The 17,891-nt window shown below is 47.1% G+C and carries 16 protein-coding genes and 1 other RNA gene; 16 read left to right on the top strand and 1 reads right to left on the bottom strand.

Features of this window, described 5'->3' with window-relative positions; genetic code table 11:
* The first annotated feature begins 13 nt into the window (after positions 1-13).
* Both Q9R46_RS28095 and argS read left to right on the top strand, forming a co-directional pair.
* Positions 14-439, top strand: a complete 426-nt coding sequence (locus Q9R46_RS28095; RefSeq protein ID WP_311282563.1) for a YwiB family protein — start codon at positions 14-16, stop codon at positions 437-439.
* Entirely contained in the window at positions 436-2,115 is a 1,680-nt protein-coding gene (gene argS, locus Q9R46_RS28090) for an arginine--tRNA ligase (RefSeq protein ID WP_311282562.1), read from the top strand. Before Q9R46_RS28095 ends, argS begins: the two co-directional genes overlap by 4 nt.
* A 372-nt stretch (positions 2,116-2,487) precedes the next feature.
* On the opposite strand, the gene Q9R46_RS28085 is transcribed toward argS, so the two are convergent.
* A complete protein-coding gene (locus Q9R46_RS28085) occupies positions 2,488-3,642 on the bottom strand; it encodes a S8 family peptidase (protein ID WP_311282561.1) in 1,155 nt (384 codons plus the stop codon).
* Positions 3,643-4,122: 480 nt separating this feature from the next.
* On the opposite strand from Q9R46_RS28085, the gene rpoE reads away from it, so the two are divergent.
* The 14 genes from rpoE (at position 4,123) to Q9R46_RS28015 (ending at position 17,625) form a co-directional block, all read left to right on the top strand.
* Positions 4,123-4,695, top strand: coding sequence for a DNA-directed RNA polymerase subunit delta (rpoE, locus tag Q9R46_RS28080; protein ID WP_145336534.1), 573 nt, complete (start codon positions 4,123-4,125; stop codon positions 4,693-4,695).
* A gap of 495 nt (positions 4,696-5,190) precedes the next feature.
* Positions 5,191-6,795 (top strand): CTP synthase, encoded by a 1,605-nt coding sequence (locus tag Q9R46_RS28075; RefSeq protein WP_311282560.1) that lies wholly within the window; start codon positions 5,191-5,193, stop codon positions 6,793-6,795.
* A gap of 260 nt (positions 6,796-7,055) precedes the next feature.
* Positions 7,056-7,442 (top strand): response regulator, encoded by a 387-nt coding sequence (locus Q9R46_RS28070; protein ID WP_090924863.1) that lies wholly within the window; start codon positions 7,056-7,058, stop codon positions 7,440-7,442.
* Positions 7,443-7,701: 259 nt separating this feature from the next.
* A complete protein-coding gene (gene fba / locus Q9R46_RS28065) occupies positions 7,702-8,556 on the top strand; it encodes a class II fructose-1,6-bisphosphate aldolase (RefSeq protein WP_145336530.1) in 855 nt (284 codons plus the stop codon).
* 147 nt (positions 8,557-8,703) lie between these two features.
* Positions 8,704-9,957, top strand: a complete 1,254-nt coding sequence (locus Q9R46_RS28060) for a UDP-N-acetylglucosamine 1-carboxyvinyltransferase (RefSeq protein ID WP_145336528.1) — start codon at positions 8,704-8,706, stop codon at positions 9,955-9,957.
* A 499-nt stretch (positions 9,958-10,456) separates the two neighbouring features.
* Complete coding sequence (gene rho, locus Q9R46_RS28055; protein WP_145336526.1) at positions 10,457-11,782, top strand: transcription termination factor Rho; 1,326 nt, start codon at positions 10,457-10,459, stop codon at positions 11,780-11,782.
* A gap of 136 nt (positions 11,783-11,918) precedes the next feature.
* Positions 11,919-13,193 (top strand): radical SAM family protein, encoded by a 1,275-nt coding sequence (locus Q9R46_RS28050; protein ID WP_145336524.1) that lies wholly within the window; start codon positions 11,919-11,921, stop codon positions 13,191-13,193.
* 103 nt (positions 13,194-13,296) lie between these two features.
* Positions 13,297-13,494, top strand: coding sequence for a 50S ribosomal protein L31 (gene rpmE / locus Q9R46_RS28045; protein WP_145336518.1), 198 nt, complete (start codon positions 13,297-13,299; stop codon positions 13,492-13,494).
* Between the two features lie 150 nt (positions 13,495-13,644).
* An RNA gene (gene ffs / locus Q9R46_RS28040) (signal recognition particle sRNA large type) lies at positions 13,645-13,912 on the top strand.
* Between the two features lie 176 nt (positions 13,913-14,088).
* Positions 14,089-15,834, top strand: a complete 1,746-nt coding sequence (gene dnaX / locus Q9R46_RS28035; protein ID WP_311282559.1) for a DNA polymerase III subunit gamma/tau — start codon at positions 14,089-14,091, stop codon at positions 15,832-15,834.
* A gap of 58 nt (positions 15,835-15,892) precedes the next feature.
* Positions 15,893-16,204: a YbaB/EbfC family nucleoid-associated protein gene (locus tag Q9R46_RS28030; RefSeq protein ID WP_090924857.1), complete on the top strand. Its 312-nt coding sequence runs from the start codon at positions 15,893-15,895 to the stop codon at positions 16,202-16,204.
* Positions 16,205-16,239: 35 nt separating this feature from the next.
* A complete protein-coding gene (recR, locus tag Q9R46_RS28025; RefSeq protein ID WP_062329683.1) occupies positions 16,240-16,839 on the top strand; it encodes a recombination mediator RecR in 600 nt (199 codons plus the stop codon).
* Between the two features lie 194 nt (positions 16,840-17,033).
* Positions 17,034-17,309: a DUF2508 family protein gene (locus Q9R46_RS28020; RefSeq protein WP_311282558.1), complete on the top strand. Its 276-nt coding sequence runs from the start codon at positions 17,034-17,036 to the stop codon at positions 17,307-17,309.
* A gap of 46 nt (positions 17,310-17,355) precedes the next feature.
* Entirely contained in the window at positions 17,356-17,625 is a 270-nt protein-coding gene (locus Q9R46_RS28015; RefSeq protein WP_145336512.1) for a pro-sigmaK processing inhibitor BofA family protein, read from the top strand.
* Positions 17,626-17,891 lie beyond the last annotated feature (266 nt).

The raw sequence follows: 17,891 nt of genomic DNA, 5'->3' as shown, positions 1-17,891 counted from the left end.
GAGGTTAACATTCATGTCGAAGATGCGACCGGTTCAGATCCGGCTGCACAGCCGTTATGAAGGGGAAAATGTACTGCAGGAAATGCAGGGAGAAGCTGTGGTCAAGGGAGCATACTTGTATGTTCGTTACGAAGAACCGCAGGCTGGGCCCGAGGGAGGCATAACCCGTACAACATTGAAGCTGGGCGGACAATCCATCAAGATTATACGTCATGGTGAGGTGGAGTCGGAGCAGACGTTCGAATTGAACCGCAAGCTTCCGGGCTTCTACCGTTCACCATATATGTCGTTTGCCCTGTCCACGCATACACAGAAGCTGGAGCTTTCCATTCAGGGATTGAGCGCACGCGCAGCGTGGAGCTACGACTTTTACCGCTTTGATGAAGAAGCCGGACATTTTGCGATTAGTTTGCATATACAGGAGGAACCAAATTCATGACACGTAATCCACTAGATACGATTAACGAACGGGTAAGTACAGCCATCGGCAATGCGATTGTTGCTGCCGGCATCGTAACACAGGAGGAGCTTCCAGCCATTACGCTTGAAGTGCCGCGCGAGAAGTCCCACGGTGATCTGGCTACCAATGCAGCGATGCAGTTGACCAAGATTGCTAAACGGAACCCTCGTCAGATTGCCGAGGAAATCATCGCCAACCTGAATCTTGAAGAAGCCGGAATTGAAACTGCGGAGATTGCAGGACCAGGATTCATTAACTTCAAATTGAACAAGAGTTATCTCTATCCCGTGCTGAACTTGGTGCATGAGCAAGGCGAGAACTACGGAAGAATCGATGTTGGAGCGGGGAAAAAGGTGGAGATGGAATTTGTCAGCGCCAACCCGACAGGCAGTCTGCATCTGGGTCATGCCCGTGGAGCGGCTGTAGGCGACGCGCTGTGCAATATTCTTGATTACGCAGGTTACGATGTAACTCGTGAATATTACATTAATGATGCGGGTAACCAGGTGTTTAATCTGGCCCGTTCTATTGAGGCACGTTATTTGCAAGAACTCGGTCAAGAAGCCGAAATGCCGGAAGATGGCTACCATGGTGAAGACATTAAAGGTTTCGCGAAGGAACTGGTTGCTGAAAAAGGAGACAGCTTGCTGTCTATGCATCCGGGAGATCGCGCGGCATACTTCCGTGATTATGGTCTGGAGAAAGAACTCGACAAGATCAAACGTGACCTGAACCGCTTCCGTGTGAATTTCGATATCTGGTTCAGTGAAACATCGCTGTATGATAACGGTGAAGTACTTCGCGTGCTGGACGAGCTGCGTGACCGTAACGAAATTTATGAAAAAGACGGCGCAACTTGGCTGAAAACGATGCAATATGGTGATGACAAGGAGCGCGTTCTGATCAAAAACGATGGTACGTATACCTACCTGACACCGGATATTGCATATCACCGCGATAAATACTCCCGTGGTTATGACACGATGATCAACATCTGGGGAGCGGATCACCACGGATATATTCCGCGTATGAAAGCAGCAATGCAAGCGCTGGGCAACGATCCGGACAAACTGGTTGTCTTGATTGCACAGATGGTCAGCCTGTTCCAGAATGGTGAAAAGGTGAAAATGTCCAAACGTACAGGTAAAGCTGTAACGATGGAAGATCTGATGGATGAGGTTGGCATTGATGCCATTCGTTATTTCTTCACGATGCGTAGCATGGATTCCCATCTGGACTTTGACATGGATTTGGCGATTTCGACATCCAATGAAAATCCGGTATTCTACGTACAATATGCACATGCGCGTGTGTGCAGTGTGTATCGTCAAGCCGAAGAGCAAGGTATCGAGTTGTTGCCACTGGCACAGATCGATCTGTCCAAGCTGACTACCGAGCACGAGTATGACCTTCTTCGTAAAATGGGAGAATTGCCTGAAGAGATTGCTGCAGCGGCTACAGGTTATGCGCCGCATCGCATCATTCGTTATGTCTACGAACTGGCATCCCTGTTCCATAGTTACTACCGGGCTGACCGCGTCATTACCGAAGACGCGCAGCAGACCCAGGCGCGCCTGGCGCTGATCGGTGCCGTTCGCACCGTCATCGCGACAGCGCTCCGTCTGGTGGGTGTATCCGCACCAGACAAAATGTAATCCCTTCGACCAAGCGGCGGGCAGCATCCTGCCGCTCGGCCGAAGGCAAAGTCTCCATGCCCCGCGCGAGCAGTTGCTTATGCGCGCGGGCATGGAGACTTTTTTGTGCCCGTGGTTGGCGGTGGCCAGCCCCTGGCCCTTGCGGGTACTGGCGATGCTCGCCAACAAGTACCCGTAAGGGCGCAGGCTTGCCGCCTGCCGCGGGCACCCGGCAGTGCCCTGCCATCGGCACAGCCGCAGGGCACTGCCTCAAGAGCAGGCTCGGTTGCGCCTGCTCTCGCTCTTGCCTGCTGCGCAAGGCGTGCCCGGCAGTGGCCGGCATCCGTTGCTGCGCAGCACAGGTGCTGGCGGCTTACAGCATGCGCCGCCAGGTCACCCCCCGCCCTCTTGCATCAGCTTGAGGGCGTCTAGCTCGCCACCGCGGATTTTACTCTTCGCGGTGGTGCTTTTGCGGGCGCGCAGGGGAACCGTCGCGCGCTTCACAAGCGTTTTGATCTCGGCTGGAGACAGGCCGGGATGTTTGGCGAGCAGCAGCGCGATTGCGCCGCTCACATGGGAGGTGGCCATGGATGTTCCACTCATCTCATGGTGCTTGCCCTGCACCCAGGAGGACACAATCTTGTCTCCGGGGGCATAGACATCCACATAAGCACCGCGATTGCTGAACGAAGCAATACGTCTGTTTTTGTCGGTAGCACCAACCGAGATGGTCTGCGGATATCGAGCGGGATAATCGATACTGCGGCGTTTACCGTCATTTCCTGACGAAGCCACAATGACGATTCCTGCATGATACGCACGGTTGACCACATCAAGCAAAGATTTACTCCGTGTTTTCATACCAAAACTCATATTGATAATATCCACCTTGTTGCGTACACACCAGTCGATACCGAGTACGATGTCCGAGACATAAGCAGAGCCGTTGTGATCGAAGGCTTTGACGGGGTAGATTATTGAACGCGGGGCAACGCCGATCATGCCTTCGGTACTGTTGGCTGCGGCAATGGTTCCTGCAATATGGGTACCGTGACCGTTGTCATCATGGGGAAGCAAGCTTCGGTTCAACAGATTAATGCCACGGGCAAGAGAGTATCGTAGATCAGGATGGTGGTAATCTGCTCCTGTATCAATAACACCAATTTTGATCCGGTGTCCTGTCGAAACAGACCATACTTTAGGGGCTCGAATCTGTTTCACACCCCAAGGTATGCCTTGAGGCGTGCTGGGTTTGTTGTGGAGTGCAGTAGAATGCAGCGAGACAGGAGTGTCTTCCTCTAACGTAATGTCGTCCCCGTATCGATATAACACATCCGGGCTCTGGACAGGAGCGATGAGAGTTCTGGCAAGCCTTGAGGTTCGGACGCCTCCCAGATCGATGAATTCATTGCGCATTCGGGATAATTCAACGAGACAGGCCTCGTACTGCTGCGGTTTGGCGAATCGAATCAGATAACGTCCCCCGTGTTCAGGCTCGGGGCATCTCATTCCGTCAATCAACTGATGCAATAAACCGGTATAGTCCATTATGGGCTGCCCCCTTCGGGATGAACATGCTGAGGTATTCTATGAATGCGCTCATCCCGGCGCATGGGGAACTTGCCCTTTTTTTATAAAAACACATTCTCTCCGTGTCAAAACGGGCGCAGGTACATATGATGGATGGAGGGCTAGAGGGCTCTTGCGGGGAACCTGGTGAGGAGCAATCCTACGAGGGTATACAGTCAGAAGGCGGAGGGGACTCCGTCTTTTACATATGATTTGGGCTTTTGTTCATAGTGATAGCGTACATGTTATTCATTGCTTCCTTATCATTCTGTCGATCAAGTTGAGCAGATTGCGATATGGATCAAAGGACGGATGTGTAAATATGGGACATGCTTACATAAAAACTTGCTTTTTAACGCTAAATAGGTTTTACTTAGGTTTGTTAATGGATATGTTATACGTAACGATCCAGTTTGCAGGGGATATAAAGCGAATTATGTGTGAGAGGAAGTGTCTTCAGTGAGTACCTCGCTCAATTTGAAAATTGATAAAGAAAAGGTAAGAGAGATCCCTTTGGTGGATCTGGCCTTTATGGTGCTGAAAGCGGCAAACACGCCGTATTACTACCGGGATCTGATGAATGAGGTAGCGAAACAGCGCGGAATGACAGATGAAGAGATCAACGAGTATATCGCCCAGCTGTATACCGAAATTAATATCGATGGCCGTTTTGCTTGCGTCGGTACGAGTCTTTGGGGATTGAAACGCTGGTATCCGGTTGCTGGAACAGAAGATTCCATGACGGGTGCGAAGCGTCCGCGTATCATCAACGATGAAGATGATGATCTGGAAGACGAAGACTTCGGTGAAGAGGACGACAGCTACAACAGTGACGAAGACTTCGACAGCACGGATGATGATCAAGACGAAGATGATGACGATGATGACGACGATGATGACATCTTCGATGAAGACGACGGTGAAGAAGAAGTACTGGTTGAAGATGACGATTTGGAAGACGAAGACCTCGAAGAAGACGATGAAGAGTCTGAAGACGAGGATGAATTTGACGACGATTCCGATAATCGGTAATCCTTTTTGCTGACGAAAAAATGCCCGTTTTTTCCCCGATAGTCAGCCTTGACAGCAGACGGGGTAACGGGTAAACTATTGCATGGGCTTATGAATGAGCGACAATATATTTATGTTTTTTTAGAGAAAGTGCCCCGTCCTGCGGGAGTACTTTCTTTTTGTATTTTTAGAGGCAGAATGATGCCAAACGATTACTTTTCCGACTGCTTCCGGCCAAACCTTTTCGGCCTGTTTTTTTGTATGTTCAAACAAAGAAAATGGAACTGCCGACGAGGTTTGTAGCGGGGACAAGCGTGGATGAAGGCTCCCGGAAAGTTTGCATTATTTTAGCCAGGGATGATGTGTTAGTTAAAGCCGTCTTCGCTGGAAAGAGCAGTTGGTAGATGCAGTTAATTTCTTCCATTGCTCTTTTTAACGATGATTACCTGGGAAACGGGTTACGATAACACCATATATCGCCTGAATTTCTGTACTTATATTAGGAGGGTAATAACAGTGACAAAGTATATTTTCGTGACGGGCGGAGTTGTGTCTTCCCTGGGCAAAGGGATTACAGCAGCCTCGCTGGGCAGATTGCTGAAGAACAGAGGACTCAAAGTAACAATCCAAAAATTCGATCCATACATCAACATTGACCCGGGAACCATGAGTCCTTATCAACATGGTGAGGTATTCGTAACGGATGATGGCGCAGAGACGGATCTGGACCTTGGCCACTACGAACGTTTTATCGACATCAATCTTTCCAAAAACAGCAATGTCACGACAGGTAAAGTGTACTCTTCCGTAATCAGCAAAGAGCGTCGCGGAGAGTATCTGGGCGGTACAGTTCAAGTTATTCCACATATCACCAACGAGATTAAAGAGCGTGTATTCCGCGCTGGACGTGAAGCGGGTTCGGATGTTGTTATTACCGAGATTGGCGGAACTGTGGGTGACATCGAGAGTTTGCCGTTCCTGGAAGCGATTCGTCAGATCAAGAGTGATGTAGGTCGTGACAACGTGATGTACATTCACGTTACACTGATTCCGTATATCAAAGCAGCGGGTGAAGTCAAAACAAAACCGACACAACACAGTGTGAAGGAATTGCGTAGCATTGGTATCCAACCAAACGTTATTGTTTGTCGTACGGAATATGAGCTGTCCAAGGACATGAAAGCCAAAATCGCACTTTTCTGTGATATTGACGAGAATGCCGTAGTTGAATGCCGTGATGCAAGCACGTTGTATGAAGTACCACTGAACCTTCGTGAAGAGGGTCTGGATGAGATCGTGGTTAACCATCTGAAACTGACTACTCCTGCACCGGATATGAGCGAGTGGGAAGGTCTGGTGAACCGGATCAGCAAGCTGGAGCGTACGGTCGAGATTGCGATCGTCGGTAAATATGTAGCGTTGCATGATGCTTATCTGAGTGTTGTAGAGTCCTTGTCACATGCAGGGTTTGCATCCAATGCGGACGTGAAGATCCGCTGGGTTCCTTCTGAAGATATTACCGATGAGAATGTAGGCGACATGTTGCATGGTGTCGGTGGCATCCTTGTTCCTGGCGGTTTCGGTGATCGCGGTATCGAAGGCAAAGTATCGGCAATCCGTTATGCACGTGAGAAAAACATTCCGTTCTTCGGAATTTGCCTTGGCATGCAGGTTTCTGTCATTGAATATGCACGCTCCATCGTTGGGTTGAGCGGTGCCAACAGTTCGGAGATTAACCCGGCTACCGAGTTCCCGGTAATCGATCTGTTGCCTGAGCAAAAAGATATCGAAAATCTGGGTGGCACGATGCGTCTTGGTTTGTACCCTTGTAAGCTGCAGGAAGGTTCTTTGGCGATGTCTTGTTACGATGATGAATTGGTATATGAAAGACACCGTCACCGGTATGAGTTCAACAATGAATACCGTGAAGCGATTGAAAAAGCGGGTCTTGTTATTTCCGGCACATCACCGGATGGACGCTTGGTTGAGATTGTGGAGCTTCCTGGACACCCTTGGTTCCTGGCAGTGCAGTTCCACCCGGAATTCACTTCCCGTCCGAACCGTCCGCAGCCATTGTTCCGTGAGTTTGTGAAAGCTTCTCTGGAGAACGCGGAGAAATAATAAATTTAATCATTGAAATACCGAGTATTACAAGGATGTTTCCGGTTGCTGTTATAGCGCGGAAGCATCCTTTTCTTTTTAGTAAAGATGTAGATTGAATTACCCTTCGTCAATTTGAGATAATTAAAGGATTTATGTGGAAGAGGTTTGAGATAGTAGAAGGATTTTACTGGAAGAGGTAGAATACTTATCATGACGACTATGGGATAGTTATCCAGATGTAATGTGTATATGCTTTCCTAATTCTAGGAGGTTACAGCGTGGAAGAGAAAAAAGTTCTGATTGTCGATGACCAAAACGGTATTCGTATTCTACTGATGGAAGTGTTCAGCAGCGAAGGGTATAACACATTTCAGGCGGCGAACGGCAAGATTGCGCTCGAAATCGTCAATAAGGACAAGCCGGACCTGGTTTTGCTGGATATGAAAATTCCGGGGATGGACGGGCTTGAAATACTGAAGCATATCAAGGAGATTGACCCTGATATCAAGGTTATTATGATGACGGCGTATGGAGAACTTGACATGATCAAGGAAGCTACCGATCTTGGTGCACTCATGCATTTTACGAAACCGTTTGATATCGATGAGATGCGCGTGGCCGTCAATATGCAACTTCGCAATGGCGCTGCGAACAAATGCAGTTAAATCCTGTCGATACAGGATTTTTTTGCGTCAACTACCAGTAGCATGTAATCATGAGAAAATGGGGTATTTCACCTGTTATTGTAGGGAATATTGGAAATGGTAACGTCATCATGCCGTGTCTGTGAAAGCTGTGCTGCAAAGCACAGCATTTTTGCAAAAGCTTGTTTAGTATTTGACATGGGATGTGGTATAATAAGCCCGTATGTGATTTCGGCTAAAAACCATAGACACAACCCAAACCCCTAGGAGGATTGAAACCATGCCATTAGTATCTATGACAGACATGTTGAACAAAGCACTTGAAGGAAAATACGCAGTTGGTCAATACAACATCAACAACCTTGAGTGGACTCAAGCGATTCTTGCTGCCGCTGAAGAAGAGAAATCCCCAGTAATTCTGGGCGTATCCGAAGGTGCAGCACGTCACATGGGCGGCTTTACTACTGTAGTTAAAATGGTAGAAGGACTCTTGATTGACATGAAAATTTCCGTACCAGTTGCAATCCACCTGGATCACGGTTCAAGCTTCGACAAATGTAAAGAAGCAATCGATGCTGGCTTTACATCCGTTATGATCGACGGTTCCCATCACCCAATCGATGAGAACATCGAAATGACTAAAAAAGTGGTTGAATATGCACACGCTAAAGGCGTTTCTGTAGAAGCTGAAGTTGGTACTGTAGGCGGACAAGAAGACGACGTTATCGGTGGTATTCAATACGCTGACCTGAACGAATGTATCCGCATCGTTAAAGAAACAGGTATCGATACTTTGGCACCAGCTCTGGGTTCCGTTCACGGTCCTTACCAAGGCGAGCCAAACCTCGGCTTCAAAGAAATGGAAGAAGTTCGTGACGCGGTACAAGTTCCACTCGTATTGCACGGTGGTACAGGTATTCCTAAACACGATATCGATAAAGCAATCTCTTTGGGTACTTCCAAAATCAACGTGAACACAGAGAACCAAATCTCGTTCACAAAAGCAGTTCGTGAAGTACTTGCAGCAAAACCAAACGCTTACGATCCACGTACGTTCATCGTACCAGGCCGTGATGCAATCAAAGAAACTGTTAAAGGTAAAATCCGTGAGTTTGGTTCCAACAACAAAGCGTAATTGATCTTTAAAAGTTCCATACTGTGAAATGGAAGAACACCGCCTAGCCGGTGTCTTTCCATTTTCACACCTTATTTCTACATCGTTAGCCATCAGCACGTATTGCCGTTCATCGGCTGCAAAACACGTAGGGGGACATTAAGCTTTATGGAAAAATTAATGATTAGTGGCGGACGTCCGTTACAGGGAACTGTAACTATAAGCGGTGCCAAAAACAGCGCCATTGCGCTTATTCCTGCAGCATTGCTTGCCGAGTCAGAGGTCGTGTTGGATAACTTGCCATTACTCAGTGACGTGGCCGTATATGCAGAAATTTTGGAGGAACTTGGAGCGCGTGTGACTTGGGAAGGCAGTCAGATGAAAATCGACCCTTCTGATATTAAATCCATTCCGATGCCAAACGGTCCTGTGAAGAAGCTTCGTGCGTCGTATTATATGATGGGAGCACTGCTTGGACGTTTTAAAGAAGCAACAATAGGTTTGCCTGGAGGTTGTAATTTTGAACCTCGTCCAATTGATCAACATATCAAAGGGTTTGAAGCGCTTGGCGCAACCGTAACAAACGAACATGGCTCTATCCATTTGTATGCCAAAGAGCTACGTGGAGCTAAAATATATCTTGATGTAAGCAGTGTTGGTGCAACCATCAACATTATGCTGGCGGCCACTCGTGCCAAAGGCTCTACAATTATTGAAAATGCGGCTAAAGAGCCTGAGATTATAGATGTAGCAACACTTTTGAATTCCATGGGTGCCAGCATCAAAGGTGCCGGTACAGAAACGATTCGAATCGAAGGGGTCTCGGAGCTTAAGGGTTGCCGTCACTCCATTATTCCGGATCGGATTCAAGCGGGTACGTACATGATCGCTGCGGCGGCCACGCGCGGAGACGTGCTCATTGATAATGTTATTCCCAAACATCTGGAGGCTTTAACAGCCAAGTTGCTGGAGATGGGAGTAGGTATCGAGGAGCTGGACGAAAGTATTCGGGTTATTGGACGTCCGCAGTACAGTCATGTTGATGTAAAGGCACTGGTATATCCAGGGTTCCCGACTGACCTGCAGTCCCCGATGACCAGTGTATTAACACAAGCGAACGGCGTAAGTGTACTGAGCGACTTTGTATACAGCAATCGCTTCAAACATGTGCCTGAGCTGGTTCGTATGGGTGCCAAAATTCGTGTAGAAGGCCGATCAGCCATTATTGAAGGCAGTGCACTGAATGCGGCTAAAGTGAAAGCGTCGGATCTTCGTGCTGGTGCGGCACTTGTCATAGCAGGGCTTACCGTCAGTGAAGGAGTTACTGAGGTGACGGGGGTTGAGTTTATTGATCGTGGTTACGATCATTTGGTGACCAACCTGCGTTTGCTTGGTGCAGACGTGTGGCGGGAAACCGAATAGATATTGATTAAGGCGGCATCGCAAACATTTCCGCTTGATGCGTGTTTTGTAGCGGTGCTGCATAACCTATAGTAGAATGGGGTATACTATTCTAATAGATTTTGCATTCTCTTCCGGATATGATGAACTGTAACAGGTTCTTGTTCCGGAGGGTCTTTTTTTGAAATAATCATCATAAGGCTTTATGAACACATCTTTCCTTATATTGTTTTTGAAAATCATTCCCTTTCTCCAATCCCCGGATTTGTTTGAACCTGCGCTTCATAGCCGGTCTTCCCGGATCGATCGCCCCATGTTTGGAGTTCACTCATTAAGGATTATGCCATGTAATGGCCATTCCACCCGGAAAACTTACACACCAAGACATGTATTTGCATTATAACGGTTACATTCCGTACAATGGATAGAAGAGATTGTGGTAGAACTGCTTTCTATGGCTTGAATTAGCTAACGAAACTATCCATTTCACGGACTCATTAATTGAATAGGTGGTTATTATATGGATCTGCAAATTTCCGATTTGGAAGAAATGAAATTAACGGACCTCTATAAGCTGGCGAAAAAATACCAGATTCCTTATTACGGGACCCTTAAAAAGAAAGAGTTAATCTTTGCTATACTCCGTGCACAAGCGGAACAAAGTGGTTTGATGTTTATGCAGGGCGTGCTCGAGATTTTACCTGAAGGTTACGGCTTCTTGAGGCCAATTAACTATTTGCCAAGTACAGAAGATATTTATATCTCAGCCTCACAGATTCGCAAGTTTGATCTACGGACGGGTGACCTTGTATCAGGTAAGTGTCGAACGCCAAAAGAAAATGAGAGATATTTCGGTCTGTTGCAAGTTAACGCTGTGAATGGTGAGAATCCATCGGCGGCTGCGGAGAGACTTCACTTCCCGGCATTAACCCCATTGTATCCGCAGAAGAAACTGGTTCTTGAAACATCCCCGAACCATTTATCCACACGTATTATGGATGTGCTTGCCCCTGTAGGATTGGGACAACGTGGATTAATCGTAGCACCTCCCAAAGCCGGTAAAACGCTTCTCCTTAAAGAAATTGCCAACAGCATCTCAACTAACAATCCAGAAATTGAACTTTTTGTCCTGTTGATTGATGAACGTCCAGAAGAAGTAACGGATATGTCTCGTTCGGTAAAAGGGGAAGTTGTTGCTTCCACGTTTGATGAGCTGCCCGAGAATCATATTAAAGTAGCGGAACTGGTGCTGGAGCGCGCATTGCGTTTGGTTGAAGCCAAAAAGGATGTCGTGATTTTGCTGGATAGTATTACACGTCTGGCCCGTGCATATAACCTGGTGATTCCGCCATCTGGACGTACACTAAGTGGTGGTATCGATCCAGCAGCATTCCATCGTCCAAAACGTTTCTTTGGTTCTGCTCGTAATGTGGAAGAAGGCGGCAGTTTGACCATTCTGGCAACAGCGTTAATTGATACGGGATCACGTATGGATGACATCATTTATGAAGAATTTAAAGGCACGGGGAATATGGAGCTCCATCTGGATCGCAAATTGGCTGAACGCCGTATTTTCCCTGCCATCGATATTCGCCGTTCCGGTACACGCCGTGAAGAGGTATTGCTTAGCAAGGAAGAGCTGGATACGATCTGGGCTATTCGTAAAAATATGAATGATTCCCATGACTTCGTTGAAGGTTTCCTGAAGAAACTTCGCAACAGTAAAACGAATGCCGAGTTCCTGGCTGCATTCGATGCAGCTGGCAATGCGCCCTCCAGCAATGCTGGAACGACGACAACTCGCCGTTCGCCAAGACAAACGGCTACATCAGGAACATCGAATTAACATTTGAACCGCAGTTTAACTCGTATAACGTGGCCATGATCGTTGTAAGATAAAGATGTGGCTGACTTATTATGAACTGACTGCAATATAATATACTCGTCGTCAGGTTTAACCCAATAGATGTGAGGAGAACATCATGTATTTAGTATACGCAGATGAAAAAGGTAATGTTTTTGATCATCCCTCCCTGTACGGACTCGCCCGTAGCGGAGATATGATTGTAGAGATCATGGAGGATGAGTTAATTCCTCTGCCGGACGGTGCAACATTGGTTGGTCTTCCAAGCACCCGTCCTATTGGCATGGACCCGGATACCGGCGAGATGTTGCCGTTGCCGAGTGATACACAAGCTGTAGGGGCTCTGTTGCCGCAAGGTTTTACGCGTCTGTGCCTGCCGGGGTATGTGAAAACGGATAAGGATTACAAGTTGCCGTTGTTTGGATACTCGGCTGTCGTTTGGAAAGATGGCGGTTTCTACGTTACGGCTTCCCAGTCCGACATTCCGGAGAAATGGAATCCGATGAACTGTGATCGTGACGATGTGCGCTCCGGTGTTAAACGATTTACGGAGAAGTATCCAGAGAACCGTTTGTACACCCATCTGTCCAATTGTGCACTGGGTTATGAGTGTCTCACGTCTTCCAACACATTTTTGAATCGCTGGGAAGGCGGCGTTCCTGTATCGTACTCATGTAATGCTGGTTGTTTCGGTTGTATCTCTGAACAGCCGGATGACAGTGGCTTTGTATCACCTCAGACACGGATGAATTTCCGTCCTCGTGTGGATGAGATCGTTGAAGTGATGCTGGAACATCTGAAAACACCTGAATCTATTATTAGCTTTGGACAGGGATGTGAAGGTGAACCTTCCACGCAGGCCAAGCTGATTATTGAAGCTATTCGCGAAGTGCGCTCCATTACGGATATGGGGTATATCAACATCAATACCAATGCTGGCCTGAATGATCATATTCGCGGCATTGTGGACGCAGGGCTGGATCTGATGCGTGTGAGTACGATCAGTGCACTGGATGATCATTACAACGCATATTACAAACCTCGTGGATATACACTGGCTAATGTGGAGAAGTCCATGAAGTACGCTGCGGAGCAGGGAGTATATACGTCCATTAACTATCTAATCTTCCCGGGTGTAACGGATCGTGAGGAAGAGATCGAGGCAATGGTTGAATTTGCACGCCGCACCAACCTGCGTTTAATTCAGATGCGTAACCTGAATATTGACCCAGAGAGCTATCTGGAGTTAATTCCACCAGCACAGGGCGATATTTTGGGAATGAAGCAGATGCTGGAGATTTTTGCGGAAGAGTTGCCGGATGTTGTCATCGGGTCGTATACGCATGTTCCACCAGCAGGGATGGCTCGCCCTAAAAAGCTGATTACCTCTTGAATGAATTAGATTGCAACCGGGTTTAGGCCGTGATATAATCTGCTGTGTTGTGCCATTTACTCTGGGTCCGCTTGAGGCTCAGGGCGGAAAGAGGTGAAAGGTAATGAAAGAAGCAATTCATCCTAAATACACGATTGGTCAAGTATCCTGCGCATGCGGTAATACTTTTGAGGCTGGTTCGGTTAAAGACGGACTTCGTGTAGAGATTTGCTCCGCGTGCCACCCGTTCTTCACAGGTAAACAGAAGTTTATCGATGCTGGCGGCCGTGTGGATCGTTTCAAAAAGAAATACGGAATCTAATCGTACAATTCCTTGTGAATTGTCTAATTATTGTATCCCAATCACCCCTGCTGTTTTGGCAGGGGTTTTTAGTTGCTTATCAGAGTGTAGTGGAGTTTCCATTTTCCAGCTGGTTGCATTTTGGACTACCTTACGTTATACTATTTCTTACCGTGCTAGATGGGGAGGTAGCGGTGCCCTGTAACTCGCAATCCGCTATAGCGAGGTTGAATTCCTGTTAGAGGTTTTGTCGATGTGAGGTTTGGTCCCTGAACGTGGTGTTGACGGTTGGGTCCTCCGCAATGAGTACTCATGAACCTGGTCAGGTCCGGAAGGAAGCAGCCATAAGTGAGATCACTCTTGTGCCGGAGGGTTGCCTAGCCTGAGCTATTGTTCAGGGGTGCCGCTTGGATCGCAAATATCGATAGCAGGTGCACGGCTTAACCTTTTAAATTTGTAGAGACCTTTGCAGCAGTATAAATGCAAGGGTCTCTTTTGATTGTTGAAAAAACTGTGTATGAATGAGTCAGATAAAGTTTGGATTCACTCTGGAATATAGTATAATGGGGTGACGACAACGGACTCGAATGCGAAGTGGAAGGAAGGTAACGCATCATGGAGCATATCGCGTTATACCGGGCGTGGCGTCCTCAGTCATTCCAGGATATGGTTGGACAACAACATATTATTCAGACCTTGCAGAACGCGATTCGTGAACAGCGGACTTCCCACGCTTATTTGTTTAGCGGTCCCCGAGGGACGGGGAAGACAAGTGCGGCCAAAATATTGGCCAAAGCTGTAAACTGTGAACGCGGACCTGCAACTGAGCCTTGTAACGAATGTGAGGCTTGCCGCCGAATTACGAACGGCGCTGTTATGGATGTGCAGGAGATTGATGCTGCCTCTAATCGGGGCGTCGAGGAGATCCGTGACCTTCGGGAAAAGGTAAAGTATGCGCCTACCGAAGTCCGGCAGAAGGTTTATATTATTGATGAAGTGCACATGTTGACGACAGAAGCGTTCAATGCTTTGCTTAAAACATTGGAGGAGCCGCCGCCACATGTAATGTTTATTTTGGCAACGACAGAACCGCATCGTCTGCCTGCTACCATTATATCGCGTTGTCAGCGATTTGATTTTCGCCGTGTATCTCTGGAAGAACAGACAGCCAGATTGGCTTTGATCTGTGAGCAGGAAGGGATGGAAGCGGATCATGATGCGTTGCAGTACATCGCCCGTCTATCTGATGGTGGGATGAGGGATGCGCTCAGTGTGCTGGATCAAATCTCTTCATTTACCGATGGAAAAGTAACGTATCAGCAGGTTATGGATATGACAGGCGGTATTCCTTCAGAACAATTTGCCAAGCTCGCAGCCTCTTTACTCAAAGGGGATGTCGGTCATATTTTGCAGATGATCGAAGGCTTTATGCACGAAGGCAAGAGTGCGGACAAATGTATGGAGAATCTGCTCTACTATTTCCGTGATTTGCTGATGATCAAGATGGTGCCGGATGCGGACAAACTTACGGATCGGGTGTTGAACCCGGAATCGTTTCGAGATATGGCGGAATCGTTTACGAAGGAACAGTTGTTTCAGATGATCGATACGCTGAATCGGTACCAGAGTGAGATGAAATATGCAGTTCAGCCGCAGACATTATTTGAAGTGGCTTTGCTTAAACTGTGTAGTATCCCGGCTATGGGCGGAGCCGCTTCGTCGGTTGGAGTGCCTTCTCCTTCTGCGCCAGCTGATGCTGGTGAGATTAGCCGACTTAAACAGCAGCTTGCTGAGCTGGAGAAAAAGCTAGATCGGGCGCTCAAGAGTGGTCTGTCAGGTGGGGATGCGGCTTCAAATGCTCCTGCGCGACCGGCAACACGTGCGCCAATGTCCAGAGCGAACGCTCCGGTGAAGCTTCCGGCGAATTTGGATCAATATATTGCGCGCAAAGGGTCTTCGGAATTCACGGAGATCAGCAAAAAGTGGAGCCAGATTCTGCAACGTGTCAAAGAGGAGAAAGTTACGGTTCATGCCTGGTTTATGGATGGAGAGCCGGTTTCACTACTCGAAGACAGTGTGCTGGTTGCTTTTAAGAACAACATTCACCGGGAAACAACGGAGAAACAGGCGAATCGTGATGTCATTGAGCGGGTGCTTTCGGAACAGCTTGGACGTCCGGCTCGACTTGTGACGATGATGCTTAGAGACTGGACCGGTGCGATGGAAGGAGCTTCTGAAACGCCAAAGGAGGATTTTAAGCTTGAACCAGAGCATGAAGACGGTGGTTCAGGCGATAAACAGCCTTGGATTGATGAAGCTATTCAGTTATTTGGCGAAGATCTCGTAGTCATTAAAGAGTAGTACATTGCGAAGTAGTGTGTATAATTTGAGATAACTATATTATAAGGAGATGACGGATATGAATAACATGAACCAAATGATGAAACAAGTGAAGAAAATGCAGGAGCAAATGTTGAAGGCACAGGAAGAACTCGCGGACAAAACGGTTCAAGGTACTTCTGGCGGCGGAGTGGTAACAGCTGAAGTTAATGGACATAAAAAACTGCTTGCTATCACGATCAAGCCTGAAGCCGTAGATCCGGATGATGTTGAAATGCTTCAAGACCTTGTCATGACTGCTGTGAATGATGCTTTGACCAAAGCGGATGAAATTGCGAATCAGGATATGGGTAAATTCACGGGCGGCATGAAAATTCCGGGGTTATTTTAATATAAACTGATCCTGTCAAAAGGAGACACAACCGATTGTATTATCCTGAACCGATAGCCAAGCTGATTGATGCCTTCACCCGTCTTCCTGGGGTGGGTCCGAAGACAGCGGCTCGTTTAGCTTTTCATGTGCTTAACATGAAAGAAGATGACGTTATTGATTTTGCCAAAGCGCTCGTGAGCGTGAAGCGTAATCTCCATTACTGTTCTGTGTGCTGTAATATTACAGATACGGACCCTTGCCGGATATGTCAGGATAAGTCGAGAGATGTATCCGTTATCTGTGTAGTCCAAGATTCTAAAGATCTGGTAGCTATGGAGCGGACTAAGGAATTTGATGGGTACTACCATGTGTTGCAGGGGGCAATTTCTCCAATGGAGGGAATTGGCCCGGATGATATACGCTTGAAAGAGTTGTTAACTCGTTTGAGTGATGAGCGGGTAAAAGAATTGATTTTGGCGACTAATCCCAATATTGAGGGAGAAGCTACGGCAATGTACATTTCCCGTCTAGTGCGTCCTTTTGAAATTAGTGTGACCCGTATTGCTCACGGATTACCCGTGGGCGGCGATCTGGAGTATGCAGATGAAGTTACACTTTCGAAGGCGCTGGAAGGACGCAGAGAGATGCGCTAATGTATCTAGTTGCGTGTGAGCTTGATAAGGGTGTCGTTCGTATAGAAGACAATCCAATAAATTGATTTATATTGCAAGAGAGAGCTATGAGCTCTCTCTTTTTTTATTTTAAAAGTAGATGTCCAAGTTCTAAGTTTGTCCCTTCCTTGATATGTATGAGAGTGTGCTATACGGATGGATAAGGGAGGGTGTTTATGTTGATATGGCGAAAAAAGCGAAGCTTAAGGGACGGAAAGAAAAGAGAGCTGGCGAAACTGGAGGCGGAGTTGGTTTATGCGGATGTGCAGAAGGCCAAGCAAGAGTGGGAACGTGCGATGCGACAGTTTGAGGATGCTCTGGGAGAGGATGAGATCGATTATGCTATCTATGTGCTTGAAGCGGCCGAGAGAAAATACCAAATTCATTTGAAGCGGGCCAAACGGTTGATTGGGATGGATGTGGCTACTACCGATCGAGAACTCAGTGTGTAATTACTGTGAGGTAAGGTGTTTTTATATATAGCTGGAGGTGGAACGTATGAAGAGTGTTATTCTGGGAAGCATATTGGTTGCCTCTCTGTTGGCATTGGTTATTATTTTGTTTAGAAAACGCTTGGGATTATCAATCTTTACATCAATCGGAATTCATGTGGTGCTTGCGGCCGCTGGGATATATATCGTAAATTACTCAGGTTGGATAACAGGGATTTATATCCCGTTAAACCCTGCAACAATAGGTACAGTTACGGTTCTGGGACTCCCGGGGGTTGGTCTGTTATTGGGGTTGAAAATTTCTTTATTTGGGTAGTTGACTACCGAGCGTTATATATGGTACATTATATCTCGTTGCTTTGCTTGAAACAAATGAAGTTCATTACGAACTTCAAAAATAATTTCAAAAAAGGCTTGACCAAAACAAACGGAGTATGATATATTATAAAAGTCGCCGCTGAGACAAAATGGTGACAAAAAAAGAAGTTTGATCTTTGAAAACTGAACAACGAGTGAGTAAACATTCTGCTTGCAGAATGACGTGAAGGTTTTTGGTACATGCCATCTGGCTGTATGAAAACC

Origin of the sequence: Paenibacillus sp. RRE4, assembly GCF_031844205.1 — a bacterium.
Lineage (GTDB): Bacteria > Bacillota > Bacilli > Paenibacillales > Paenibacillaceae > Paenibacillus > Paenibacillus xylanexedens_B.
This window is presented reverse-complemented; position numbering and strand designations above follow the sequence as displayed.

What these genes read in the sequence shown, in the direction of transcription:
- Q9R46_RS28095 (WP_311282563.1), top strand. Translation starts at nt 14, where the DNA reads ATGTCGAAGATGCGACCGGTTCAGATCCGGCTGCACAGCCGTTATGAA.
- argS (WP_311282562.1), top strand. Translation starts at nt 436, where the DNA reads ATGACACGTAATCCACTAGATACGATTAACGAACGGGTAAGTACAGCC.
- Q9R46_RS28085 (WP_311282561.1), bottom strand. Translation starts at nt 3,642, where the DNA reads ATGGACTATACCGGTTTATTGCATCAGTTGATTGACGGAATGAGATGC.
- fba (WP_145336530.1), top strand. Translation starts at nt 7,702, where the DNA reads ATGCCATTAGTATCTATGACAGACATGTTGAACAAAGCACTTGAAGGA.
- Q9R46_RS28060 (WP_145336528.1), top strand. Translation starts at nt 8,704, where the DNA reads ATGGAAAAATTAATGATTAGTGGCGGACGTCCGTTACAGGGAACTGTA.
- rho (WP_145336526.1), top strand. Translation starts at nt 10,457, where the DNA reads ATGGATCTGCAAATTTCCGATTTGGAAGAAATGAAATTAACGGACCTC.
- Q9R46_RS28050 (WP_145336524.1), top strand. Translation starts at nt 11,919, where the DNA reads ATGTATTTAGTATACGCAGATGAAAAAGGTAATGTTTTTGATCATCCC.
- rpmE (WP_145336518.1), top strand. Translation starts at nt 13,297, where the DNA reads ATGAAAGAAGCAATTCATCCTAAATACACGATTGGTCAAGTATCCTGC.
- dnaX (WP_311282559.1), top strand. Translation starts at nt 14,089, where the DNA reads ATGGAGCATATCGCGTTATACCGGGCGTGGCGTCCTCAGTCATTCCAG.
- Q9R46_RS28030 (WP_090924857.1), top strand. Translation starts at nt 15,893, where the DNA reads ATGAATAACATGAACCAAATGATGAAACAAGTGAAGAAAATGCAGGAG.
- Q9R46_RS28020 (WP_311282558.1), top strand. Translation starts at nt 17,034, where the DNA reads ATGTTGATATGGCGAAAAAAGCGAAGCTTAAGGGACGGAAAGAAAAGA.
- Q9R46_RS28015 (WP_145336512.1), top strand. Translation starts at nt 17,356, where the DNA reads ATGAAGAGTGTTATTCTGGGAAGCATATTGGTTGCCTCTCTGTTGGCA.